Here is a 26023-nt window from a genome sequence, read left to right as displayed (position 1 = left end):
TTTGGTATACCAGTGTTAAAATAATAAAAACATAACAAAAAGTTATTATAAATTTAAAAAATATATAAAAAATAAATAAAACTATATAAAAATAAAGAAATTGTAATGTATGGAATCAGGATTTTACGAAAGAAAGGATATGGAGGAAATGAAAAAGAACAGTTGGTACCGCACTGTGGTGGCTGCGGTAGTGTTTGTGCTGGTCTGTCTGGGGATATCTGGCTGCGGCAGTGCAAAAACAGACTCCGAGAAGTCTCCGGTATTAAAATCAGTGGCGGTATCTTCTTATAATGACGGGTCTGAATCAAAGCAGTTTGTAAATGTGGATATGACCTTTGATAAAGAAATTGCATTGGAATCCGATACGGCTGAGAGCCTGAGGATTACTATTGCCGGGCAGCGGATGAAAACATGCAGTTTAAAGCAGGGAGAGGATAAAATGTCCGTTTCTCTTGTAATACCGGTGGAGGCGATTACAAAGGGGGTATTGGAGATTGAAAGGTCTGAAAAAGCAAAAACGATTTCTGATATCCGGGATTATACCGGCTCATATGCCGTGCAGGACTTTGAAGTAAAAGGTGTGATTCCCTCCGGGGTTACATTATCGGAAGTTTCATCAGAAGATGGGAAAGTTACTAAGAATGTAGATTCCGGGTGGAATATTCGAAGTATTGCCTGGGTTGGACTTATGAAGGACGGAGAACTTCAGCCTGTTTCTGAAAACAGATCAGATGAGATTCTGGATGGACGGATTGCGGTTCACGGTCATGAATTTTTAATTGAAGATGAAAAAGATATTGCGCAGAAAATAGCGGAAACCCTTTCAAGAGTTTATCCGGAGGGGTATCGTTTTAGCGCAGATGGAACAAAGGTGACTGCGGAATGCACAGATGGAAGCGCCGGGACACTGGATATTGAAATATATGAATATATGACTTTAAATGGTGAGGATGCAGAAGCGCTTGGTGATGTGAATGCCGGGAATGTGGACCAGCACGAAAGCCAGGATATCGTGAAAGTTTCAGAAAAAGACAGGACGGTGTCAGAAGAGGAACAAAAATTTTTAAATGTTCTGCATACATCTGTGACATCTTCGGAAGAAATCTCAGATGGAGATGACTTGTACAGCGCCTTGACTATTACAGGAACGGCTATGCCGGAAGAAGAAATTTATTCTGTAAAAGATCTAGAAGATCTTATTACATTATCTTTTGAAAATAAGAAAATGTATGAGCTTGGATTCCCTGTTTCCCGTAAAGCAGCTATAGATGGGGAAACACATACATATTATGGCATTGATCTGTGGAAGTTTTTGGAAAACTGCGGGGCAGATCTGTCAGGAAAATCTTTGTATCTGTCCTGTGTCAGCGGGAAGGATGGAAAGACAGTTACAAAAAACGCCAGTCAACTGGTAGAGGAACAGGCAGATGTTCTGCTGGCAGTGGGTACCGAACAAGGACCGCTGTCAGCAGAAACAAGCCCTGTAAGCGGGCCTCTCAGTTTAATTATAATAGAAAAAAATAAACCGATTGCAGTTGAGACTGTCAATCGGCTGACCATTGGAGAAAAGGATAAAGACCCTTATTACCGGTTCCATAACAGAGAACCTTATGAAAAGGATCAGGATAAAACCTTTACAGTGGAAGTATATCAGAAGGGCTCCGAATATCTAGGCCCGGTGTCCACGAAGACATTTACAACGAAAGAATTTGAAAATCTTATGAAGGAAAATCCGGATCATGTGGTAAGAAATTATTACGGAACCATTGGAGATCAGGAAAATTATCAGTATATCGGTGTAGGGGGATGGCTGGACTATTTTGAAGGCTTAGATCTTGCCTGGCTGTTAAAGGAGCAGGCGGGAGTAGAACAGCTGAAAGGAAGCGCAGAATTTGTCGGCCGTGACGGAGAAGTATACGGGACGGTGGAGGATCTGGCCTACTTATCTGAAAAAAATAAAAAAGAGGATTATTATATTCTGACAACAGATGGAAAACGCATTAACGGTGCAGTGCCTATGATTGCCTGCACAAAAAACGGATATCCTATGCTGCCGGAGCATGATCATGAGAGCAGCGGTTACATTGCTTATAATGCATTGAATCAGACACTGGAACAAAAAGGAATCTCCACAGAAACCGGGGTTATTAAAAATCATAACGGGCCGTTTACCGCGTGTCTTGGAAATTACCAGGGGTATTATGGCGGAGATCAGGTGGAAACCGGAGGAGATTGTGTATTGCTGCGTCTTTATCTGGAGTAACAGCCCCAGGTAAACAGTCTGGATGAAACGGCTTTTCATAAACGGAATAAAGGGCCGCGGAACATAGAAGGAGTACATGGAAGAGATGGAAAAGAAGAAACAGAATAACAAAAAAAGATGGATTCGGAATATCAGTCTTGTACTGGCAGTGATTTTAGTATGTGCGCAGACATCATTTCTGTCTTCTGCTTATTTTGACAGAGGAACGGTAAAGGTCAGCCTGGGAAGAACTTCAGTATCTTTAAAACAGAAAGAATCAGAATCGGTTACGGTGTCACTGTCACCAAAAAGTGATAAACAGCTTCCAGGCTGCGGTATGGCGGAATGCCCTCAAAGCTGTGGAGAGAAAAACTGCCTGACAGATGATGGTGAGTGCAGATGTAATGGCACAAAGTATAAAACTTATAAGGCATATGCGGAAGTGTCATCCAGCAATACCAGTGTAGCTACAGCTTCATACAGTAATGGTGTAGTTACAATTAAAGGTATTTCACCAGGCACGGCTACCATTTCAGTGGTTGGATGTTTAAGACAGTTTTCTAATTCCGACGCAAAAACCATACAGGTTACAGTGGCAAAATCTGAATCAAAGCCTTCCCAGAAGCCTGATAGTGACAAGCCTTCGTCAGATAAAACAGACGGCGGAAGCTCTTCTAGCAGTGACGGAAAGAAGCCTTCCGGCTCTGACAGCTCAGGGACAGGCAGCAGCTCCGGAAATGGAAGCTCTAAAAATAACAGTTCCGGAAGCGGAAAAGTCACAAAGGTAGATTCCGGTAATAAGACGGACACGGTAAATCAGAACAACAGCAGTAATAACGGTTCTTCCACAGACAATTCCGATACAAGTACGGATACAGAATCTAATACAGATGACACTGGAGATACGAATAAAAGCGTGGTAGAAAGCGACCGGGGAAAAATCACATTTTTACAGATTACAGCAGGGAAAATGGGAAAAAGTGAACTGGAAGCTATAAAAGGCAAGAAAGAATATGTGGATTTTCAGATGAAAGACGGTTCTGAGAATGTGCTTTATGCGTGGGAGTTTCTTGGCACAGATGTGAAAAATCCTGCGGACATAGATTATCAGATTCAGACAGCTTCTAGTGCGTTTGACGGATGCAGCTATGGAACAGATCAGGATTCTTTGTACATAGACTTTGCACATGACGGGGAGCTTCCCGGAAAGGCTTCCGTATTTTTACGGTTAAATGATACCTTTTCGGATACCGATACATTAAACCTGTATTATTTTGATGAAGAGACCGGGGAAGTGTCTCTGGTAAATGAAGGGCTCAAACCTCAGGCCGGTTATGTGACTTTGAGTCTGACACATTGTTCCAAATATATTTTGACAACAGAAGCTTTTGAGTCTGTACAGGGAACCTCTGATGGGGCTGCGGACTCATCGGCGGAACCGGAAAATGCGGCGCAGCCAGTGGATCAAGCAGATGGAATCAGCAAAACGGCAGTTGTAGTTATTATTGTGGTAATTGCGGCAGCTGCAGTCTTCGGGACAGTGATCTTTAAAAAGAGGAAATCATAATCATGTTGGAAGTGAAAGGTATTACGAAAAGCTTTGGCGATTTTAATGTCTTATCGGACATTTCCTTTCAGGCAGAAGAGGGAGAGATTTACGGACTCATCGGCTACAATGGGGTGGGGAAAACTACCTTATTAAAAATGATGTGCGGGATTTACCGTCCGGATGCAGGAGAAATCCGTATTCAGGATCAGCTGGTTTATGAACATGCGGATATAAAACGGCAGTGTTTTTTTATGACGGAAGAATCCACCCATTTTCATCAGGCTTCTTTAAAGCAGATGCAGAAGTTTTACCGGGGGTATTATCCGGACTGGAATGATCAGACGTTTCAGAATCTGGTGAATCTTCTGGGTATGAATACAGGAATGAAAATCAGCCGTTTTTCCAAAGGAATGCAGCGCCAGGCGGGGCTGATTCTGGCATTTTCTTCCCGGGCAAAGTATTTGTTTTTGGATGAGGCCTTTGACGGCCTGGATGTGACGATGCGCCAGCTGATGAAGGACATGATCTGTTTCTATGCCCGAAAGGAGCAGGCGCTGGTTGTAGTATCTTCTCATAATCTGCTGGAGCTGGAGCATCTGGCAGACCGGATTGGAATGCTGAATGAAGGAGAGCTTATTTATAATGAATCTTTGGACTGGATGCATCAGCACTACTGCACCTGCAGCTTTTTGCTGCCGGATGCATCGGCAGATATTGGCAGGCTTTCCGCTGTGATTTTAGAGCAGAAGGAGCAGGAATATACCTGCGTAATAGAGGCGCCGGGAGATGAGGCCAGGCGCCGCCTGAATGAAATCGGCGCAGTGGTAAAAGAAATCCGGCCAATTCAGCTGGAAGAGTTTTTCCGAAAAGAACGGAGAGAGAAAAACGTTGACTGGGAGAAAGTTTTTGAGTAACAAAAGAGTTTTATTACATGATTTTACATATGTGCTGAGTAAGTATTACTGGCTTTTTATTGTGACCATTGCACTGTTTTTGCTGTTGATTCCTTTTTCTACAGCGGGACTGCCCGGGGATTCGATTTTTAATATTGAAGTGACCCATGAACAGATGAAATTTCGGTTTATTCATGATCAGGCCCTGATTCCGGTACTTGGCGGGGCTGTGCTTATGGGAATGCTTACAGGATGCACCCTGTTTCGTTTCCTGCAGGATAAAAAAGAGACCACCATATTTTTATCCTTGGGCATGACACGGCCTCAACTGTTTTTTAACCGGTGTCTGTATGGGATTTTAGTGTTGTTCCTTGGAATTGGCGTCCCCATGTTTTGTTCCATACTGCTGAATCTGAAGGCTCTTGGAACCTATGAGGGACTAATCCGGGATGGCGTGTATGCGGCCCTTGGAATTTTTGTCACCGCGGTAATCAGCTTTGGCATCAGTATCTGCGTCAGCTGTGCGGCAGGAACGCTGGCGGAAAGTATTTTATACTGGGCGGGGATTGCAGGTGCTCCCACAGCAGTCTGCTATAGTATCAATGCATTATTCCGGACACTGTACTGGGGAAATGCCTGGGGGGCATCCTCTTATGGGGATGCGTCCTATATTCGGGAAGATCTAGTCAGCCGGTTTTCTTTTCTGAATCCCTTACAGTTTTTTTATAAGGAACTAAAAACACATGCAAAGTTTTACCGTCCCATGGAACAGGCGGTTCCGGATGCGGTAGAGGGAAAGCTTCTTGTATGCTGGGGGACGGCAGCAGTACTTCTTCTTGTGCTGGCACTGTATCTGATCAAGCATCGAAAGGCGGAGTCAGCAGGGATTGCGGGAACGAACCGCTGGCTTTCAGAATGGTTGGTAGGTCTTACGGGATTTTTAATCTTTGCGCAGATTTTCAGCTTTTTATATTCCTTCAGCCAGGGACTTGCAATTTTGTTTTCCTTTGCATCTTTATTTGTGGTTCAGCTGTTCTGGAGAAAAGTGTTGTTTTCTTACGGGATGAGCTTCAGAAAATATGTCTTTTCCATCAGCCTTCAGGAAGGGATTGTTTTTGTGCTGACCCTCTGGTGTGCCACCGGATTGTTTGGACAGACGGAACGTTTTTTAGAAAAGGAACCTGTCAAAGAAGCAAGCATCAGTTATGTGGGAAATCCTTCCCTTTTAGCCTGGCCGGCTAACGGAAGCAGTACCGGCAGAGGATATTATCTTACCAGTGAGATGGTATTTGATTCCTCAGAGGAAACAGAGCTAGTTAAAAATATTCAAAGAACCTTTGTCCGGCAGGGGAGTCAGGAGCTTGCCTATAATGAAGATAATTTTGAGGAGACAGTGGTGCCCTACGATATTGTTTTCCAATATACAGACGGGAAAGGGAAAGAATATGTCTGGTATTATGACCGGGCATCCATGGCCCAGCTGGAATCTATATTATCTCTAGAAGACAGCGAAAGCCAAAAGAAGCAGCAGAGTGATCTGCTGATGGGGGCGTTTCGGGAAAGTGAGGAAATGATCTGGGCGGACAGCGCATATGAAAACGGTGTGCTCTATGTATCGGATCCATTGTTTACTTCTACTTATCAGGTGGAACTAACAGAGGAAGAACGGGAGGAACTGCTTACAGCGGCGGCTAAAGACAGGAAGGAAAAAGATTTGCAGCAGCAGTATTTCAGCAAAGATGAAACAAAAGCTGTCCTGATGTTTTCCCAGAACGGAGAGTACGACTGTGAGCATTATGCTTATAATCTGGATAATGCATTTTTGTATCTGACGGATGCAGATCAGTATACAATGCAGTGGCTGAAGGAGCATGAGCTTTTAGAACTGGTGGAAGATACGTCCGCTGAGATTGAAAGCATCACTCTTCAGAGATTTGATCCATATATGGGGATGAATGGCATGACCTATCCTATGGGCATGTATTTTATGTCTTACGTTTCTGAGTCTTTAGATGAATTTATAATACAAAAAGATTTTGGCACTAAATATACTTTGACAGAGCCGGAGGAAATTCAGGGAATACTGCCGGGCCTGAGGAATGGATATTACATGAGCAAAGGCGGATTTTTAGCAGCTGTAAAATGTAAAGGTTCAGACCGGTATACGTATTTGTTTCTGCCCCAGCAGTATGTGCCGGACTATGTGAAAGGATAAATTGCAGTATGGAAAATGGGAAAGAGAAAAAAAGGCAGTGGTTTTTGCCGCTCCTGATTCTGATACTAATTTTGCTGGTGCTGTTTTCCATTATTACCGGAAGATTTGCCATTCCCCTGGAGGAATTTGCAGGTGTGATCAAAGAAGCGGTATCCGGAGTGGGAGATCAGTATGAGGCGGCAGCTACCGTATTGTTTCAGTCCAGACTGCCAAGAATCCTGGCTGCTGTGCTGATTGGCTGCGCATTGGCCGTTTCCGGCGCATCTTACCAGGGGATTTTTCGAAATCCAATGGTTTCGCCGGATCTATTAGGCGCCTCAGCCGGTGCAGGATTTGGTGCGGCTTTGGGCTTTCTGCTGGGCATCCCTGCCATTGGCGTGCAGTTTCTATCCTTTGGTTTTGGACTTGTTTCTGTACTTTTGACCTGTCTGATCAGCAAAAAAGTCAGCGGCGGTATGGACCAGAGTCCCATTCTGCTGGTTTTGTCCGGCATTGTAGTGGGGGCACTGTTCCAGGCCTTTATTTCCATTGTGAAATATGTGGCGGATCCTTTTGATACGATGCCGTCCATTGCTTTCTGGCTTATGGGGGGACTTACATATGTGACAGCCCCGGATGTGCTTTTTTTAGCAGTACCGGTTCTGGCCGGCACTGTCATCCTGTTTTTGCTTCGCTGGAGAATGAATCTGCTCTCTTTGGGGGCCGATGAAGCGGAATCTTTAGGAGTTTCCGTAAAACGATGCCGGGGAATTATCATTGTGTGTGCCACATTTATGACAGCCTCATCAGTTGCCGTGGGGGGCATGATCGGATGGGCGGGACTGATTGTTCCGCATTTTGCCCGGATGTTTGTGGGGCCGGATTATAAAAAAATGCTGCCCTGTGCGGCGGTACTGGGAAGTGTATTTTTGCTGCTGGTGGACGATGCGGCCAGATGTATCACAGCTCAGGATCTTCCTATCGGAATCTTGACAGCCATGATCGGCGCTCCTGTATTTGTAGCGCTGCTGGCAAAGGGAAAGAGAGGGTTTTTATCTTGAAAAAATTTATGATTGTTCTGGCTGCCGGCGTAATGTCTCTGGTTTGTCTGGGGCTTATGGGCTGCGGCAGACAGCAGCTGGAATATGAGATTAACGTATCCGGTTCTGTGACAGAACCCGGAGTGATTGAGTTTTTGGATTTTAATATTAATGTATATAAAGATCTTGCCAGCAACAGCTGCGGAACCTGTGCAGATCAGCCGGTGCATCTGTATGTAGGAGCAGATGCACAAGAAACGGCACAGGCCATTGAAGATGTGGTGACCCGGGCAGATGATTTGTGGGAAGTGGTCAGCAATGACGGTGAGACGGTTCTGTTAAGGGAGAAAACTCCCGGCAGTGTAGAATCTATAAAAGGAATTACCGGTCCGGCAGGGCTTACCATGAGCGGAACGGCAAAAGGAAGGGAAGTGCCGGTACTGTCGGGAAACAGTCAGAGTACCGAATCAGGAACCGTAGATTTTCCGGAAAATCCACAGCGGCTTGCAGCAGTCTATGGTCCCTCCTATGAGCTTTTAACAATGCTTGGCGCGGAAGATAAAATTGTCGTCCGTGCGGATGTCCAGACAGCGGATTTTCCGTGGGCAGAGAAAGTATTTAAACGGATTAAAGATGTGCCGATGCTTGTAAATGTACATACATCTGTGAATTTTGAAGAGCTGATGAATTATAACCCGGATATTGTTTATACGTTTCCCAGGGAGAATGAGCTGAATCAGCTGAATCAGGCAGGTGTTGCAGCCCTGTCCGGGCAGTCCGGAGAGACCCTTGAGGATTTGAAAAAGCAGGTTCGCGCTTATGGGGATACACTGGGAGATGAGGCGGTGGTCCGGGCAGAAAAATACTGCAGCTATTTTGATCAGAAGCTGGCTTTTATCAAAGAACGGACAGATCAGATTCCGGAAGAAGAAAAGCCTAAAGTTTATTATGCCGGAGTGGATGTACTTACCACATACGGAAAGTATTCCGATATTATGGAAGTCATTGAGGCGGCCGGTGGTGTTCCGGTTTCAAAAGAACTAGAAGCAGGAAACCGTTCCCAGATTAATTATGAGCAGCTGATGTCCTGGAATCCGGATGTAATTTTTCTGGATCACGGCGGCATGAATGACGGAGAGACGGTAGAAGAGCTGAAAGCAGAAATCAGCGGCAAGTCTACTTACAAAACATTGAATGCTGTAAAAAACGGACAGATTTATATGAGCCCTTCCGGTGTGTTTTACTGGGATATGGGGCTTCAGAAAATTCTTCTTGTGATGAATATGGCAAAAATCCTTCATCCGGATTTGTTTAAAGATCTGGATATGGAGTCTGAGGTTATGGCGTTTTATGAGAAGTTTTATGATTATCCATTGACCCGGGAGGAAGCTTCACTGATTCTCAACAGGGAAAGTCCAAAGGAATAGGAGTTTGATATGCTGGAACTAAAACAGGCTGTACTGGGCTATGCAGGAAAGAATCAAAAAAAAGTCGTAATTGACGGCCTGTCATTTTCCCTGGAACCAGGAGAGCTTTTGTGCATACTGGGAGCCAACGGAATTGGAAAGACCACAATGTATCGGACAATTCTTGGGTTTCTTCCGCTGCTGGGAGGAGAAATTCTCATTGACGGGGTTTCTGTCAGCAGTTTATCGAGGCCGGAGCTTGCAAAGCAGATCGCCTATGTGCCTCAGTATCATACACCGCCCTTTCCCTATACGGTATTTGATGTAGTACTCATGGGCAGGGGGGCTCATGTTTCCAGTTTTTCGTCCCCAAAAGCAGAGGATGAAAAGATTGCCTGTGAGATGATGGAGCGTATGGGGATTTTGTCCATGAGAAATGAGATTTATACACAGATCAGCGGTGGAGAACGCCAGCTGGTACTTATTGCAAGGGCGCTGACACAGCAGGCAAAATATATATTAATGGATGAGCCGTCATCCAATTTGGATTTTGGCAATCAGATGCGGATGTTAAAAGAAATCAAAAAACTTGCCCGGGAAGGAATCGGTGTCTGCTTTACCTCCCATCAGCCGGATCATGCATTTTTGACGGATGCCTCTGTGCTGGCTGTGGAGAGCGAAACCAGATTTCAAAAAGGTGCGGCAGAGGATATTATTACAGAGGATCTGCTGAAACGGATGTATCATCTAAATGCCAGAATTCAGAAAACAGAATTAGAAGATCAGAAGGTGCAGTATCAGATACTGACCCGTCTGACAGAGTAAGAGAGGGTAAAACATGACAAAAGAAGCATTATTTCAGACATTAAAAGAGAAATTTGAAAAGATTGTCAAAGAGCAGGGACTGCTGGAGAAAAGTGTAAAGGTAAGCTGCCGTGCACTGTCGCCCCAGGAGGCCATAGGAGACACAGAGAGGAAGGATTTTCCCATTCTTTCCGGCCGGGATATTATGATACAGGCTGAGTTTGAGGGGGGAATCGGACAGGCATTTACCAATACTCCGGCAGTGTTCGGGGGAAGTATCAAAGAGGTGCTGGAACTGGATATTTTAAACAATGATTATGACCGGGGCATTTTTATTGCGGTACTAAATGCAGTGATGCGAAGGTTTCAGATGTGTGAGATGTCCATTCACTGTAAAGATAACGGGCCGGAGGATTGTGCTGTGAAGGCAGCAGACTACCTTTGGGAGACTTATGGAAATATAAAAATTGCACAGATCGGATATCAGCCGGCGATTCTGGAACGGATTTCTCAGCGGTTTGATCAGGTGCGGGTGCTTGATCTGGACCCGGAGAATGTGGGAGATGTCCGTTACGGCGTAGAAGTGCTGGACGGAATCAAAGATTATGAATCTACTGTACTAAAATGGGCAGATCTTGTGCTCTGTACAGGAAGCACCCTGGGAAATGGTTCCATTGTAAATTTCCTGGATATTGGAAAGGAAGTTCTGTTTTACGGAACAACCGCTGCCGGGGCGGCGGCATTAATGGGATGGAAACGTCTCTGTTTCGCAGATTAAAAACGGTATGAACGGCTTTTTCGCATCTTTTCGTATCTGTATCATTGTCCTGAATCATTTAATTGATACGAAATTGGCGCAGAGGCTGTTGATATAAATAAAACAAAAGGAGGAACATATGAAAAGAAACAAATCAAAACAAATGTTAGCCTGGGTGCTGGCGGCAGGTATGGCAGGCAGCTGTATGAGCATGACTGCTTTTGCAAAGGATGCACCTGCTCTGCCGGAAAGCTCACATGATTATGATAAAAACCATGATCAGACATGGAGCTATACAGCAGAAAATGCGGCTAACGGAGTGTATGTAACATTTAACAAGGACACAAACGTAGAATCCGGATATGATTTTATCTATGTATTGGATGGCAATGGAAATGAGATCGGGAAATATACAGGCACAGAACTGGCAGGAAAAACGGTCTATGTACCAACTGCTACGGTTCAGATCCGTCTTACTTCCGATCAGTCTGGAAACGCCTGGGGCTTTAAAGTTGACAGCATTGAAGCATGCGGTGAAAAGGTTGATCTGGCCCGGGTAGGTTCTGTAGATGAAATCGCACCGGTAGAAGCAGGAGAGGAAATCTCTGTAGTTGTTCGTGTAAATGGAAAAGAACTGGTTCAGGACACCGATTACAAAGTTACATATGACAGCAGTCAGGTAGGAAATTCTAGTGCGACAATTACCGGAACAGGAAAATATGAAGGAACCTTATCAGCAGATTTTCATGTTTATGATGATGACAACAAAGTGGAAGGAGCAAAGGTAAAATCTGCACAGTCTTCCCTGCGTCTGACAAGTGAAAAGGGCTCTGCCCGGATTCAGTTTGAAAATATCGGAAGCGCCTGGGCATCTAGTATTGAGTCAGTAACATTAAAGCCGGTAAATAAGGATGGAAGCCCCACAGTGGCAGAAGACGCTTATCCAAACGGGCCAAAAGAAATCACTTTAACAAAAGATCAGATTTCTGTCAGCGGCAATTATCTTACCTTTGAGCGTACTGCCGAAAATCCGGTTGTGTATGTTATGGAAGGACATGAGCCCCTTGCAGTTACAGGCAGATGGAGCACGGTAACATATCCCCAGTCTCAGATCTATGAGGTAACAGTAAAAGCGAAAGGCTATGAAGACTCTGTAGGAGAAACCACCTGGTATACTGGAACAGCACCTGCGTTTTCTATTATTGAAGATCAGGATGGAAATCCGGATACAACTGCTGATCAGGTTGTTGTAAAATCGTGGTCATCAGATGATATGAAAGCAATGTCTGAGTTTCTTAACGGCTCTTCCCAGTGTGGAATGACAGGATTCCGTACCTTCAGCGGCAATGGTGTGTCTTTAAATGATTTATTAAAAGAGGCCGGTGTGACAGTATCTGATGATGACTACTTCCTGTTAGACACCTCTGATCATTACGGAAATAACTTTACTTATGATGAACTGTTTAATACGACCCGTTATTTCCTCAGCACAATCTATGATGATGACTTTGCTGATTACTATGACAGTCTGGTAAGCGACGGAGGAGATGCAGATGCTGGTTCCACCATTGCCCTGCGCCGCTATCTGGCAGAGAAATGTCTGGAGAAAGACTCTACTGTTGATCCGAGTATCTGTACCGAGTATGAAGAAGATCTCATCAGCGGCGATGCTATTAGAGATGCCGAACTTCCTACTGCAGCAAACACGAACTTAAATCCGTTAATCGCATACGAGAATCAGTTCCGTTTTGTTTACGGTATCGCATTAACCAAAGATGAATGTGATGTTACTTTTGATACTCAGGGTGGATCTGAGGTAGAGGATCAGACTGTTTTGTCACACCTTATGACCTCTACATCAAATACTACCATAAAATCCAGCTACTGGGCAAATTCTTTAGTAATTTATCGTGGTGCCGGGGAAGAATATAAAACAGAACCTTCCACAGCAGCTGAAACTATCAGTGTACCGGAAACACCCGAAAAAGAAGGATATGTATTCGGCGGATGGTATACAGATGAAGAATGCACAGCCGGTAATAAATTTGATTTCAGAGCAAATGACAGCACAGTAGATCAGGATACTACTTTGTATGCAAAATGGATCAAAGAAGATGCGGCGGTTTCCGTTACTGATTTTGATATTACTAATGCGGAACATGATGATGCAGACGGAGAGTTAAATCAGACGATTATTGCAACACTTACATTCAGTGAAGATATCAAACTGACATCCGATGATCTCAGCAAAGATCTTCTGATTACCATTGCTGGCGGCGATGTAAATAATACTGCCCGTGATATTACTTATGAAGTGAAAAACGGCAATCAGCTGGTAATTACTATGGTTTCTAATGACTGGGCAGCCATCTATAACGGAATGCTCTCAGTACAGGAAGCTGCAGGAGGAATTACTCATATCGTTGCAGCAGATGACAGCAGTAAAACAGTTGTTGTACCAAATCAGGAAAGCAGAATTCCAATTGGTATCGTACTTAACAATGATGCGGTAGCAGGAACTGATAAGACAGCAGCAAGCACATATGTTTCTGTTGCTCACAAAGCAAATATGCGCGGTATGTATTTCTTTGAACTGGTAAGTATTGTAGATGGAGAAGAAACTGTAATCGGCAGCGGCGTCAGCCATGCACATAATTTCTCTACAACTGTTGATGAGGCTGCGATTGCCCAGGCAATGGCAGAAGCTGTTAACGGTGAAGGATTTGACGGTTATTCTGCAGTTTATAAGGAAGGAGATACATCCTTTGTGGTAACTGCAGACAAGGCAGTAAAAGGACAGGTTCTTGCAATGAGAATGATGGAAGATGATGCAGCAATTAATTATGCACATGCACCATCTGATGTTGTAGTTGAGAACCGTGTAGAGGCAACCGAAAAAACGGATGGTTCCTATGACAATGTAACATACTGCACATTCTGTAAACAGGAATTAGACCGTGAAACAATTGCAATTCCTGCTACAGGAACAAATGACCCATCTGACAATCAGAAGCCAGGTACCAGTGATCCGTCTGATAACCAGAATGGAAATGGTTCCGGAAATCAGAATGTAAATGGTTCCGGAAACGGCTCTAACAATCAGTCATCTGTTTCCCCGAAAACAGGAGATAATTCTATGGCCGGCGTATGGACTGCAGTATTTGCAGCAGCAGGTGTTGGAGCTGCGGCAGCATTCCGGAAAAGAAAACCTGTAAAATAAAAAAACAGATAAAAATTAAATAGAAAAGCGATATAATCTGTACCGGCCTCCAAAGGTTAGACCTAAAAATCTGACCATTGAGAGGCCGTTTTTTTCTATTATCCATTCATCCACAGCAGACATTGTTTTTTTCTGAGCATAATGGTATGATTAACGTATATTTATCAAAAAGGAGACGAGTTATGAGAAGAAAGAGAGTTGGAAAATCTCTGCTGGCTGTGATACTGGCGGCTTCTATGATTTCGGTTCCGGTTTTTGCCGGACAGAAGTCTGAAGTGGATAAGCAGGGGCCAGATTATTCCGGAAATATTATTATGGCGGAAAACCTGGATGATACCATTGATTCCCAGGAGAAGCTAGAACAGACAGAGCAGACAGGCATCTCTTTTGGGGAAGCCAAAGCTTTCAAAGAGAAGGAAGATGAACAAAATGGGACTGCCGGCGGCCGCTGCGGTGTTCCCGATCTTAAGAATATAAAAGGAAAGGCGCCTTTATCAGACAAGGGCCGTTCCGCGAAAAATCAGGTATCCCGTACGTACCAGGTGGGAGATAAAAAAGAAATCTACTCAGATTATAATGCCAGCGGAGCCGGATGGTTTGAGGTTGAGGTGGCAGCCGTTGGCGATACCTGCACCATCTGGAGAGATGCGGCTCATCCGGAAGTGCTTACAGATGAGCAGGCGAAGGCATATGCAGATACCATAGATGAGAAAATCCACGATCCTCTGGAGAAAGCCTTTGGCGACTGGAGCGGTATGGATGTAGACGGCGACGGAAAGACGGCTTTTGTATTTTATGAGATGCCATATGCCGGTTTTTTCTATTCTGCTGATTTGTATACAAAAGAGGAGACAGAATTCGCTACCGGGAATGTTATGGATATGCTCCATATGGCTGGGAATAACCCAATGGAGGTTACAATGTCCACACTGGCTCATGAGCTGCAGCATCTGATTAATTTTTCACAGACCTTCGGATATGGTGACAGCTGGATGAATGAGATGTTTTCACAGTGTGCCATTGAAATTGCCGGGTTTGCCAGCACGGAAAATGTTTATGAAGTGGGAGCATTTACCGCTAAAGCCAGGGAGTATGGCTATACCTATCCGTTTATTTATGAAGACTGGTATGTGCCGGATGGTGAGGAATCTGGTGTTCCTTACGGAAGCTGGTATCTGTTTGGCAGATATCTGGCTTATCAGACAAAAGATCTGGCCGGCGGCGGAGATGAAATTTATAAAACGATCTTAAATGTAAACGGCACCGGTTACAGGGAGGATCTGGAGGCTGCGTTAGAGCAGATCGGATATCTGGGCGAAGGGAAAGAAGTTCAAAATTTTGAAGAGCTTGTGACTAATTATAACGCCGCGCTGTATCTGAGAGATGAATCCGGCCTGTACAGCCTCAGCGGAAATAAAGAGAATCCTTCGAATGTTGATGGAGTGGAAGTGGATGCCATTGAGGCACTGGAATATCCCATGGAGGCCATTCCTGGAGGCGGAGCCGCAAGTTTTTGTATCAACAGATCAAAGGAAGCTGTGACACCTGTAGATTTCGGTTCCCATATGCAGTTTGCAGGGATTTCTTCTGACAGACTGGAAGGGGTTTATACTGACACCGACAGCGGAATACTGCTTTATAATGATACGGTAAGTCTTAAAACCTCAGATCAAAATGCTGAAATCTATTATACTATCGATGGCAGCGATCCTTCAAAAGACGGTATCAAATACCGTGAGCCCATTGCTGTGACAGGTTCTCTTGTTTTAAAAGCATGCACAATGGGAAAAGATGGCAGCTGCTCTGAGATAAGCACCTGGGAGTATCGGGCAAAGACCGGAGCTGTAAAGACAGATATTCCTGCCGGAGCTGTAGAACCGGGGATAAGGGTATCCTTATCCTGCGAATGGCCGGAAGCAGAGATACATTATACTACCGACGGCAGTGACCCCTTAGGGGAACATGGGACAGTTTATAAAGATCCTATTGTTATTGTTGAACCGACAACTATAAAAGCAATTGCAGTGATTCCGGGGGCAGAGGATGTGATTCCGGGAAGTATCCGTACCTTTGTCTATGAGACGGGTACCGGAAAAGGGGACCGTTATGAACCGAATAATTCTTTGGAGGAGGCGGCATCTGTAAGTTTTCCAGGGAAATATGAAGGAACCATTCATTACCCGGAGGATGAGGATGTATATGCTTTTACACTGGAAAACAGTGCCGAATTAAATCTGACGCTGGCAGTGCCAAAGGATTTGTCTTATACACTTTCTTTATATAATGAACAGGGGGATGAGATTGGAAATTCTGTATTGGAAAATAAGGATCAGAATCTTACAATTTCTGTAAACAGCGGAAAGTATTTTGTAAAAATAGCAGGAAAAGACGGCAGCTTTTCTGAAACGAAAACGTATCAGCTTACCATGACAAAAGAAATGGAGCCGGATGCTGTTTCGAAACTGGATTATTCTGAAATGAATATGCTCACAGCCATGGGGGATAAAAATCTGGAAACAGGAAGCGGATATGCCTGGGATTTAGGAATAAACGGCGGCGGGCATTATCTGATGTCCATGACATATTTTTCTAACTGGGCAGGCCCGGCAGAGGAGTCTGCAGATCCGTATACGGATGCAGAAGACGGGGATTACTCTTATAAAAATCTTTCGGACCGTGCACAGGTTCATGTTCAGAATGCACTGTATCTGCCCAATGACACCCGGAAAAATTATATTGAGAATTTAAAGAGTGCTGTGTACAGTTACGGAGCAGCGGATATTTATATGCTGGTAGGCCGGGCTTATCGGGATCCGGAGGCGCTGAACTTTTACGTAGATAAAATGGATTATGATTATGTGCTCCCGGGAAAAGACGTCGGCCATATTGTAACGGTTGTGGGGTGGGATGATTCCTACAGCAGAGATAACTTTACGGGAGATCAGGCGGCGGCTGAGTCCAATGGATATGAAAATGTGGAAATTCCAAAACCATCTAAAGACGGAGCTTTTATTATAAAAAATTCCTGGGGAGAGGAGGTTGGAGATCAGGGATATTGCTATCTTTCCTATGAAGATGCTTTTATTATGGCCAATAACCCGGCGATTTATCTGGCAGATGAAATGCCCGATAATTACAATCACCAGTATATGAATGATCCTTTCGGGACGCTTAGTTTTGTATATATGGATGAGTCGCTGACAGCTTCAGAAGTATTCAGGAATACCAAGGAGTCTCCGGAATTATTAAAGGCTGTATCTTTTGTAAGCGGCAGTACAGATACCAGATATGAGATCAGTATTGTCCAGAACGGAAAAAGCAAAAAAGTAGCGGAAGGCGTCAAAAAGTATGCGGGATTTTATACCGAGCGTTTAACTCAGGCTGTTACCATACCTGCAGGAGGAGAATTTGAAGTGATGGTCCGCCTGGAAGCAGAGAAAAAGAATCCGGACGCAGAGGTGTCTATTGGGGTCAGCTGCAACATCTCCGGATTTTTAGAAAGCGTACAGCCCGCCGAAAACCAGTCGTTTATGATGGATGAGGGAGAGAAAATAGATGTAGGAAGCCAGGGAATGTTTGCGAATATCCGCGCCTATACCTGCGATGTTTATTCTGATACCTATACGTCTGAAACTTCTCCTGCAGATGAGCCAAAGGAAGAAACCAAAGCAGCTGACAGCAAAGAGGAAAAGGCAGATGAGATTTTTGAAAATACAAAGAATGTTGTACTGACCGGTGTTGAGCAGGCATCTGTATTCGGAGGCATCGGGGCGTCTATTGAAAGTGCAGGGGGTACAAAAGCTCCGGCGATTGATCTGCCAAAACAGTTCGACTTAAGAGATACCGGTACCCTGACACCCATTCGCAATCAGGGAAATCTTGGCTCCTGCTGGACCTTTGCGGCAATTGCATGTGTAGAAAATACTATGGCACGAAACGGCGGTTATCTGGTAGATTATCCTTCCGGATTAAGTCTGGATGCCAGTGAAAAATCTGTATTGTTGACAAAAGATGAGCCCCGGCAGCAGGTAAGTCTCACAGCAGATCTTCTTGGAGCTGACAGCCCATCCAGCGCAAGAATCAACTGGAGTGTCAGCGGGGATGTTGACAGTATTTCTCTTGATCATACTTACAGTTTTGACGGTGAGCGCGTACCGGTGATTACTGCCTTAAAACCGGGAACCGTGACAATTACGGCTTCCAGTGATGCAGATATGACTGTAAAAGCCAGCTGTACAGTAACCATTACGGCACAGGGTGTAGAGAAGCTTTCCGTGTCACCTGATAAAGTTACATTAAAACCGGGAGAGTCTGCTAAGCTTACCGCAGGAACAGAACCGGAAACTGCATTTGATGAAACCATTGTGTGGTCCAGTGATCATCCTGAGATTGCAAATGTAGATGAAAACGGTGTGGTAACAGCGCTGTCCGGAGGCAGTGCAGTGATTACGGCTAAAGCCGGCACGGCAAAAGACACAGCTGTCATTACAGTAGAAGGAGCTAAAGCTGTTTATCCGGGTGCTGACCAGACAATAGCTCCGAAAACAGGAATGGCGGAAAATAGTGCGGTGATTTCTCTTCTTCTGTCACTGGCAGCAATTACCTGCCTGGCGGGAGTATACAGCAGAAGACGGATACGGTAAATATACGGCCTGTTTGTCTTAAAAGGGTAAGGATGTAATAAAGGAAACAATCAATGGAAGAACAGTTTACATTTGTTCCTGCTTTGCTTTCGGATAAAGCAGAAATAATGAAAATTTACAGAGATTCCATGGACCAGGAAGGCTGTACCTGGTCTGTGGATTATCCAAATGAAACAATTTATGAAGATGATGTGAAAAGGGATGCGGTGTTCTGTCTGAAAAATGAGGAAGGTATGATTGTGGGAGCCATCTCTGTGGATGAAGATGATGCGGTGGACCGTCTGGATAACTGGACCTGGAAATCCAGGAACAAACGATCGGGGGAAATTGCACGGCTGGCCGTTAAAATGGAATATCAGAACAGAGGGCTTGCCAAGAGACTGTTTCGGGAAGTGATGGATGTACTGCGTATCCGGGGATATGACGGTGTTCATCTGCTGGTAAGTCCCGGAAATACAGCGGCTCTGAGAGCATATCAGAAATTAAATTTCAGATATGCAGGTCAGGCGGATGCTTTAGGACACAGATGGTACTGTTATGAAGGTGACTTGTAGAAATGCCAAGGAGGGTTTTCGTATGTTTTTGGAAGAAAAGTTTGGACTAAGTGGAAAAACAGCAGTGGTTACCGGAGGAGGAAGCGGAATCGGCCAGCAGGCAGCCATAGATCTTGCAAAGGCAGGGGCTAAAGTGGCGATTTTTTCCAGATCCGGTGCAGAGGAAACTGTAAAAATAATACAGGAAAATGGCGGTAAAGCCATCAGCCTGATCGCAGATGTACGGGACGAAAAGGCTGTAGAGGAAGCTTTTGAGCAGGTAGTAAATCATTTTGGCGGAGTGCATATTCTGTTTAATAATGCGGGAATCTGCCAGCATAAATCTGCACTGGAAGCAGATGCAGAGGAGTTTAAAGCCATTATGGATACCAATCTTACCGGCGTTTATATTGCAGCATGCGCCGCCGCCAGAAAGATGATTGCTCTTGGAATACCGGGCAGTATTATTAATGTCGGGTCTATTTCCGGAAAAATTGTTAATCTCCCTCAGGAACAGACCTCCTACAATGCTTCCAAAGCCGGTGTCATTCATATGACAAAAAGTATGGCTGTGGAGTGGGTAAAATACGGAATCCGTGTCAACAGTATCAGCCCGGGCTATATTAAAACCCCTATGGGAGACGTACCAAAAGAAATGGAAGATGCCTGGATGCCCATGATTCCCATGCACCGCTGGGGACATACAGAGGAATTAACAGGTATGATTATCTATCTGGCAGGCCCCTCTGCCAGTCTCACAACCGGACAGGATTTTGTCATCGACGGAGGATATACCTGCCTGTAGCAGATAAAAATCAGACATACAATTGAAAATGTAAAGCAATAAAAAAACTGTCGTAAGGAATCGTTTTGAATCCATACGGCAGTTTTTGGTTTCTCTATTTCGTTTCTGTTTCATCTAAGAGACGGAAAGCATATTCTGCTGATCCTTCCAGCTTGAATTTTGCATTTTTAACAGCCTCTTCCTGGCTGGGAGACATATCGGCGGGCTTTACTTTTCTCATTGATTTCCGAAGCTCTGCAATGTCGGAGCGGATCATGGACTTTGTAGGCCGGTCCAGACGTTTTCCGGTTTTAGCCACTGCATTTTCTGCCTTTCGAATCAGTTGTTCTGCTTCTGTAAAAAGATCAAAAGAAGCTTTGCGCTGGCTGTCGGAGGCTTCATAAGCGGCGGCGTCTCTCACCGCCTGGTCTACTTCGGCGTCGGACATGCTGGTACTGCTTGTAATAGTAATACTCTGTTCCTTTCCGCTGCTTAAATCTTTGGCAGATACATTAACAATGCCGTTGGCATCAATATCAAAGGTAACTTCGATCTGCGGAACGCCGGCCATAGCTCTGCGGATGCCTCTTAAAACAAATTTTCCCAGGAGTTTGTTGTCTCTGGCAAACTGCCGTTCTCCCTGCAGAACCTTAACATTAACAGAGGTCTGGTAGTTTTGGGCAGTTGTAAATACCTGGCTGTAACGGGTGGGTATGGTAGTGTTCCGTTTGATCAGAGGAGTGGAAATACCCCCCACGGTTTCAATGGACAGTGTCAGCGGAGTGACATCCATTAAAAGAATCTCATTAAGATTGCTGTCCCCGGCAAGTTTCCCTCCCTGAATGGCAGCGCCCAGAGCCACACATTCATCCGGATTCAGGCTTTTTCCCGGTTCCTGTCCAAGGAGCATACGGACTTTTTCCTGGACGGCGGGAATCCTTGTGGAACCGCCAACCAGTAGCACCCTGCCAAGCTGGGAAGCGGTGATACCCGCGTCTGCCAGGGCGGTTTGCACCGGGCCGGCGGTGCTTTCTGTCAGATCGTTGGTGAGTTCTTCAAATTTGGCTCGGGTCAGGTTCAAATCCATATGAACAGGACCGGAGCGGGTAGTGGAAAGATAAGGGAGGTTGATATTTACAGTTGTGGCGGAAGACAGAGCAATTTTTGCCTTTTCCGCTTCTTCCGTAATACGGGTCATGGCAGTCATATCTTTTGATAGGTTAATGCCATGCTCCCGCTGAAATTCGGAAACGAGATATTCACTGAGCCGTTTATCATAATCATCGCCCCCGAGCCGGTTATTTCCGGCAGTTGCAAGTACTTCAATCATTCCCTCACTGATTTCAATGACAGATACATCAAAGGTTCCGCCGCCTAGATCATATACAAGAATCTTTTGGGGCTGGGCATTATCAAGGCCGTAAGCCAAAGCGGCGGCAGTAGGCTCGTTAATAATCCGCTGTACATGAAGGCCGGCAATCCGGCCGGCGTCTTTGGTAGCCTTTCGCTGTGCGTCATCGAAATAGGCCGGAACCGTGATTACCGCATCGGTTACAGGCTGTCCAAGATAATCTTCCGCATCTTTTTTCAGTTTCTGCAGAATCATGGAGGAAATTTCCTGAGGGGTGTATTTCTGGCGGTCAATGGTAACATGGGTATTTTTTCCCATTTCTCTTTTAATGGAGGATATTGTGCGGGAAGCGTTGGTAACGGCCTGGCGTTTGGCGGTATCCCCCACAAGGCGTTCTCCGTTTTTAGTAAAAGCTACCACAGAAGGGGTAGTCCGGGTTCCTTCCGCATTGACGATGACTGCTGGCTGTCCGCCTTCCATAACGGCAACACAGCTGTTTGTAGTTCCGAGATCAATTCCGATTATTTTTCCCATATATATAGATTCCTTTCCCTTGCTGATCTGAATAATTATAAAAATTTATCAAACATATGTTAGTAGAATAACACAAAATTCTGAAATACATATGTATGAAATCTAAAATTTTTGGAAAAAGTAAGAAAAAAAGGTGATGGAAAGATGCAGGAATTTTATTTTAAAATTACAAATCCCGTTGGTATGCATGTAAGACCCGCGGGAATGCTGGTAAAAGAAGCGCTGAAATTTCATTGTGCAGTACAGGTACAGCTAAAAGAGCGGACGGCAGATGCCAAACATATTTTAAGCCTGTTAAATCTTGGGGCCAAAGAAGGAGATCAGATCAGAATCTGTACAAAAGGAGAAGATGAGGCCTATGCGGCCTTAAAACTGCATAGATTTCTCAATGAATATTTGTAAATTTACAGCATTGACTTTCAGGAAAAGAATCACTTATACTGGAGAAAGAAACAGGAATATTTTCAACAGATAAGGAGAAATAGTATGGAAAAATGGCGTTGTACGGTATGCGGGTATATTCATGAGGGGCCGATGACAGAGGACTTTAAATGTCCCCGCTGTCATCAGCCTGCATCTGTTTTTGTTAAGGCAGAGACTGAGAGCACAAATCCTTATGCAGGGACAAAAACAGAAAAAAATCTGGAAGCAGCATTTTCAGGGGAATCTCAGGCAAGAAATAAATATACATATTTTGCGTCGGTTGCCAAAAAGGAAGGCTATGAGCAGATTTCTGCCCTGTTTTTAAAGACAGCTGAAAATGAAAAAGAACACGCGAAAATGTGGTTCAAAGAGCTGTCCGGCATTGGCGATACAAAGGAAAACCTAAAGCATGCCGCAGAAGGTGAAAATTACGAGTGGACAGACATGTATGCCACCTTTGCTAAAGAAGCAGAGGAAGAGGGATTTCATGAACTGGCTGAGAAATTCCGCATGGTAGGCGAGATTGAAAAGAGCCATGAAGAGCGTTATCTTGCATTGTTAAGTAATGTTGAAATGCAGAAAGTGTTTGAAAAGAGTGAAGAAAAGATGTGGGAATGCCGCAACTGCGGACATCTGGTAATCGGAAAGCAGGCGCCGGAGGTATGTCCGGTATGTGCGCATCCTCAGAGCTTTTTTGAACTGCGAGAAGAAAACTATTAATTGTGAAAGGTGCATAGCATAATACTGTGTAAATCCCATCCTGCAGATCATCCGCAGGATGGGGTTTTTTTGCTTTTATTTACAAGATAGATTCCCATGCAGACAAGAATCAGAGCCAGCAAAGTTCTGGGGCCAAACCCTCCCTGTTCTTTTAAAATCAGTGCCGATAAAAGAACTCCGAATACCTGGGTCATAAATCCAAAGACGGTAATTTTGGATACCGGATTATATTTTAAAAGCATCCCCCAGAGGGAATATGCCACAGCGGAAATCAGAGCCATATAGATCAGCAGAAGAATGGAAGATACGCCTAAAATGCTGATACGCCCTCCGGATGCTCCGCCGATAATAATCATAATCAGACCTCCCAGAAGGAACTGATAACCGCTTAGGGTTACCGGGTCATCATCGGAGGAAAAACGTTTGAAAAAAATAGAGGACAGGGCATAGGATAAAGCAGACAGGATCATAAATCCTTCTCCCGTAAATGTAAATCCCAGCTCCATTCCTGCTCCATTTAAGTTTACAATCACAATGCCCGCAAATCCAATCAGACATCCCGCCAGCTTGCTGCTGCTGAAGGTTTCCTGACGGAAGATCAGACATGCAATTAAAATAGAAAACAGTACGCTGGTGCCGCCCAGAATAGAACCCTTGACACCGGTGGTGTGAGCCAGGCCGATATAAAACAGCAGGTATTGGATGACTGTCTGGAACATGGAAAGAACAAATACTTTAGGACCAGAGCTTGGTTTAGGTATCAAAAATCTGCGCTGTCCGATGCTTCCGATTAGAATTGTCAAAAGACCTGCAAGGAAAAAACGAAGACCTGCAAATAAAATCTGAGAAGAAGTATCGGAAGACGGAATCTGAAATAATACATATCCGGTTTTGATACATGGGAATGCACTGCCCCAAAGTGCGGTACAGATCAGTGCACAGATCCATACCACAGAGGTTTTTTGCAGCAGATGCTGTTTGGGTGTTGTCATATGTTTATCCTTTCTCGTATAATGGATGTAAATTTGAATCTGATACCTGTAAAAACAGGACGCTTCACATTATAATGAAAAGCAGAGAATACTGCAAGTGCAGAGGAATGGAGAAATGTCTGATGAGACAGAAGAAAAAGAGATGTATGATTACATTTCCGGACACTACCCAGGCCATGGCAATGGAAGCTTTCTGCAGGGAAAGAGGACTCCCAGGCCGGCTGATTCCCGTGCCCGGAGAGCTTAAGGCAGGATGCGGGATGTGCTGGATGACAGATCCTGACATGCAGGATGCATGGGAGACTGCCATGAAACAGAATCACATATGCTATGAGCAGCTGACGGAAATGATGTTTTAAAACAGAGGGCCGTATTCTGAACAGACGGCCGGCAAAGGAGCAGAAAATGAAAGTAAAAATTGATGCAAGAGGAAAACAGTGTCCTCTGCCTGTGATTGAGGCCAGAAAAGCAGTGATGTCTCTTCACCAGCAGGGGGAGGTGGAGATCCTTGTAGATAATGAAATCGCTGTACAGAATATTTCGAAAATGGCATCCAGCCAGAAGCTGGATTTTCATTCTGAGAAGATTTCCACAGATCAGTATCAGGTAGTCATTGTTGTAAAAAAATCAGATGGAATCTTAAAGGACAGATTCAATGAAGATGAGAATAAAACAAAAGAACAGGAGACAGGAAGCCAGGAGAGCTGTCTGGCAGACCAGAGGCGTGAGGGGATGGTAGTTGTACTGTCCTCCAATCAGATGGGCAGCGGAGAGGAAGCTCTTGGAAAGCTTCTTATGAAAGGATACATTTTTGCTCTGACACAGCAGGATGTACTTCCCCAGACCATTCTTTTGTACAATTCGGGGGCTTATCTTTCTGTGGAAGGCTCAGAGTCTCTGGAAGATCTCAAGTCTCTGGAGGCTCAGGGGGTAGAGATTTTAACCTGTGGAACCTGTCTGAATCATTATCAGATTGCAGATCAGCTGGCGGCGGGAGAAGTAACCAATATGTATGTGATTGCACAGAAAATGGCAGAAGCGGATAAGCTGATCAGGCCGTAATTGTTGTTTGAATAACCGGAGGAGTAAGGGTAAGATGAAACATTTTATTATAGTGCGCGGCGGCGGGGACCTTGCTTCAGGGACGATCTTTAAGCTGTCCCGCTGCGGGTATCCGGTTTTAGTGCTGGAAGCAGAACACCCCACGTCTATTCGCAGGCAGGTTTCTTTTTCGGAAGCAATTTATGAAGGGGAAGCTGTAGTAGAGGGAATCCGGGCTGTGTGTGCCCATGATTTCCAGGAGGCAGAAGCGCTGGTAAGGGCAGGGCAGCTGACAGTTATGAAAGATCCTAAAGGAGAGGCCATCGAAGCTTTGCGGCCGGACATTCTGATAGATGCCATTCTTGCCAAAAGAAACTGCGGAACTACAAAAGATATGGCTCCTCTTACCATAGGGCTTGGTCCCGGATTTAGCGCGGGGGAAGATGTAGATGTGGTTGTGGAGACCAAACGGGGGCATGATCTGGGCCGGCTGATTTATCAGGGATGCCCTAAGGCAGATACAGGTGTGCCCGGGAATATCGGCGGATTTTCAAAGGAGCGGGTGATTTATGCTCCCGCCGGCGGCAAAATCAGACATATTTCCCGGATTGGCAAGATCGTGACAGCAGGAGAGGATATTGCCCTGATAGAGACAGATGGCGGGATGCAGGTTCCGGTAAAAGCTTCTATTTCCGGTATTCTGCGGGGGCTGATACGAAACTGGTATCCGGTAAAGGCCGGATTGAAAATTGCGGATATTGATCCTAGAATCGGAGAGCTTAATAATTGTTTTACCATTTCAGATAAGGCAAGGTGCATTGCAGGAGGCGTACTGGAAGCGGTTTTGCGCTGGGAACTGCAAAATGCAGACAGAAGAAATACCTTTTGACTGGCAGG

General features: G+C 44.8%; 19 protein-coding genes. 17 read left to right on the top strand and 2 right to left on the bottom strand.

Translation table 11 applies throughout. The annotated features are described in order from the left end of the window. Positions 1-148: 148 nt before the first annotated feature. From OCV88_RS04140 to OCV88_RS04085, 12 genes are all read left to right on the top strand, one after another. Positions 149-2263, top strand: a complete 2115-nt coding sequence (locus OCV88_RS04140; RefSeq protein WP_158424327.1) for a hypothetical protein — start codon at positions 149-151, stop codon at positions 2261-2263. Positions 2264-2339: 76 nt separating this feature from the next. Next, the gene (locus OCV88_RS04135) at positions 2340-3809 is read left to right on the top strand and encodes a hypothetical protein (protein WP_158424326.1); all 1470 of its coding nucleotides are present in this window, start codon (positions 2340-2342) and stop codon (positions 3807-3809) included. Positions 3810-3811: 2 nt separating this feature from the next. Beyond that, positions 3812-4705: an ABC transporter ATP-binding protein gene (locus tag OCV88_RS04130; protein WP_158424325.1), complete on the top strand. Its 894-nt coding sequence runs from the start codon at positions 3812-3814 to the stop codon at positions 4703-4705. After that, positions 4698-6899: a hypothetical protein gene (locus OCV88_RS04125; protein WP_158424324.1), complete on the top strand. Its 2202-nt coding sequence runs from the start codon at positions 4698-4700 to the stop codon at positions 6897-6899. The genes OCV88_RS04130 and OCV88_RS04125 overlap by 8 nt, the downstream gene beginning before the upstream one ends. A gap of 8 nt (positions 6900-6907) precedes the next feature. Further along, positions 6908-7939, top strand: a complete 1032-nt coding sequence (locus OCV88_RS04120; protein ID WP_158424323.1) for a FecCD family ABC transporter permease — start codon at positions 6908-6910, stop codon at positions 7937-7939. Next, the gene (locus tag OCV88_RS04115; RefSeq protein ID WP_262590682.1) at positions 7936-9345 is read left to right on the top strand and encodes an ABC transporter substrate-binding protein; all 1410 of its coding nucleotides are present in this window, start codon (positions 7936-7938) and stop codon (positions 9343-9345) included. The genes OCV88_RS04120 and OCV88_RS04115 overlap by 4 nt, the downstream gene beginning before the upstream one ends. 9 nt (positions 9346-9354) lie before the next feature. Next, entirely contained in the window at positions 9355-10149 is a 795-nt protein-coding gene (locus tag OCV88_RS04110; RefSeq protein ID WP_158424321.1) for an ABC transporter ATP-binding protein, read from the top strand. 13 nt (positions 10150-10162) lie between these two features. Next, on the top strand, positions 10163-10906 hold the full coding sequence (locus tag OCV88_RS04105; protein WP_158424320.1) for a Rossmann-like domain-containing protein: 744 nt from the start codon (positions 10163-10165) through the stop codon (positions 10904-10906). 118 nt (positions 10907-11024) lie between these two features. After that, positions 11025-14105 (top strand): InlB B-repeat-containing protein, encoded by a 3081-nt coding sequence (locus OCV88_RS04100; protein ID WP_158424319.1) that lies wholly within the window; start codon positions 11025-11027, stop codon positions 14103-14105. A 182-nt stretch (positions 14106-14287) separates the two neighbouring features. Continuing rightward, positions 14288-18748 carry an FN3 associated domain-containing protein gene (locus OCV88_RS04095; RefSeq protein ID WP_262590680.1) on the top strand — a complete coding sequence of 1487 codons (4461 nt, stop codon included), beginning with the start codon at positions 14288-14290 and terminating at the stop codon, positions 18746-18748. A gap of 53 nt (positions 18749-18801) precedes the next feature. After that, entirely contained in the window at positions 18802-19302 is a 501-nt protein-coding gene (locus OCV88_RS04090) for a GNAT family N-acetyltransferase (RefSeq protein ID WP_158424317.1), read from the top strand. 22 nt (positions 19303-19324) lie between these two features. Beyond that, complete coding sequence (locus OCV88_RS04085; RefSeq protein WP_158424316.1) at positions 19325-20086, top strand: SDR family oxidoreductase; 762 nt, start codon at positions 19325-19327, stop codon at positions 20084-20086. 94 nt (positions 20087-20180) lie between these two features. On the opposite strand, the gene dnaK is transcribed toward OCV88_RS04085, so the two are convergent. Further along, on the bottom strand, positions 20181-21950 hold the full coding sequence (dnaK, locus tag OCV88_RS04080) for a molecular chaperone DnaK (RefSeq protein WP_158424315.1): 1770 nt from the start codon (positions 21948-21950) through the stop codon (positions 20181-20183). Between the two features lie 144 nt (positions 21951-22094). Between dnaK and OCV88_RS04075 the strand changes: the two genes are divergently transcribed. Both OCV88_RS04075 and rbr read left to right on the top strand, forming a co-directional pair. Next, a complete protein-coding gene (locus tag OCV88_RS04075; RefSeq protein ID WP_158424314.1) occupies positions 22095-22352 on the top strand; it encodes an HPr family phosphocarrier protein in 258 nt (85 codons plus the stop codon). 84 nt (positions 22353-22436) lie between these two features. Next, positions 22437-23093, top strand: a complete 657-nt coding sequence (rbr, locus tag OCV88_RS04070; RefSeq protein WP_158424313.1) for a rubrerythrin — start codon at positions 22437-22439, stop codon at positions 23091-23093. Positions 23094-23140: 47 nt separating this feature from the next. Here rbr and OCV88_RS04065 read toward each other — a convergent pair whose 3' ends face one another. Next, positions 23141-24085 (bottom strand): DMT family transporter, encoded by a 945-nt coding sequence (locus OCV88_RS04065; protein ID WP_158424312.1) that lies wholly within the window; start codon positions 24083-24085, stop codon positions 23141-23143. A 122-nt stretch (positions 24086-24207) separates the two neighbouring features. Between OCV88_RS04065 and OCV88_RS04060 the strand changes: the two genes are divergently transcribed. From OCV88_RS04060 to yqeB, 3 genes are read left to right on the top strand one after another with little or no spacing between them, the layout of a single operon-like run. After that, positions 24208-24444: a putative Se/S carrier protein gene (locus OCV88_RS04060; RefSeq protein WP_158424311.1), complete on the top strand. Its 237-nt coding sequence runs from the start codon at positions 24208-24210 to the stop codon at positions 24442-24444. A gap of 46 nt (positions 24445-24490) precedes the next feature. After that, entirely contained in the window at positions 24491-25147 is a 657-nt protein-coding gene (yedF, locus tag OCV88_RS04055; RefSeq protein ID WP_158424310.1) for a sulfurtransferase-like selenium metabolism protein YedF, read from the top strand. A 34-nt stretch (positions 25148-25181) separates the two neighbouring features. Next, positions 25182-26015: a selenium-dependent molybdenum cofactor biosynthesis protein YqeB gene (gene yqeB, locus OCV88_RS04050; protein ID WP_158424309.1), complete on the top strand. Its 834-nt coding sequence runs from the start codon at positions 25182-25184 to the stop codon at positions 26013-26015. Positions 26016-26023 lie beyond the last annotated feature (8 nt).

The organism is Brotonthovivens ammoniilytica, assembly GCF_025566885.1.
Classification (GTDB): Bacteria; Bacillota; Clostridia; order Lachnospirales; family Lachnospiraceae; genus Brotonthovivens; species Brotonthovivens ammoniilytica.
Note: the sequence above shows the minus strand (reverse complement) of the source record. Positions and strands in the feature narration are given on the sequence as shown.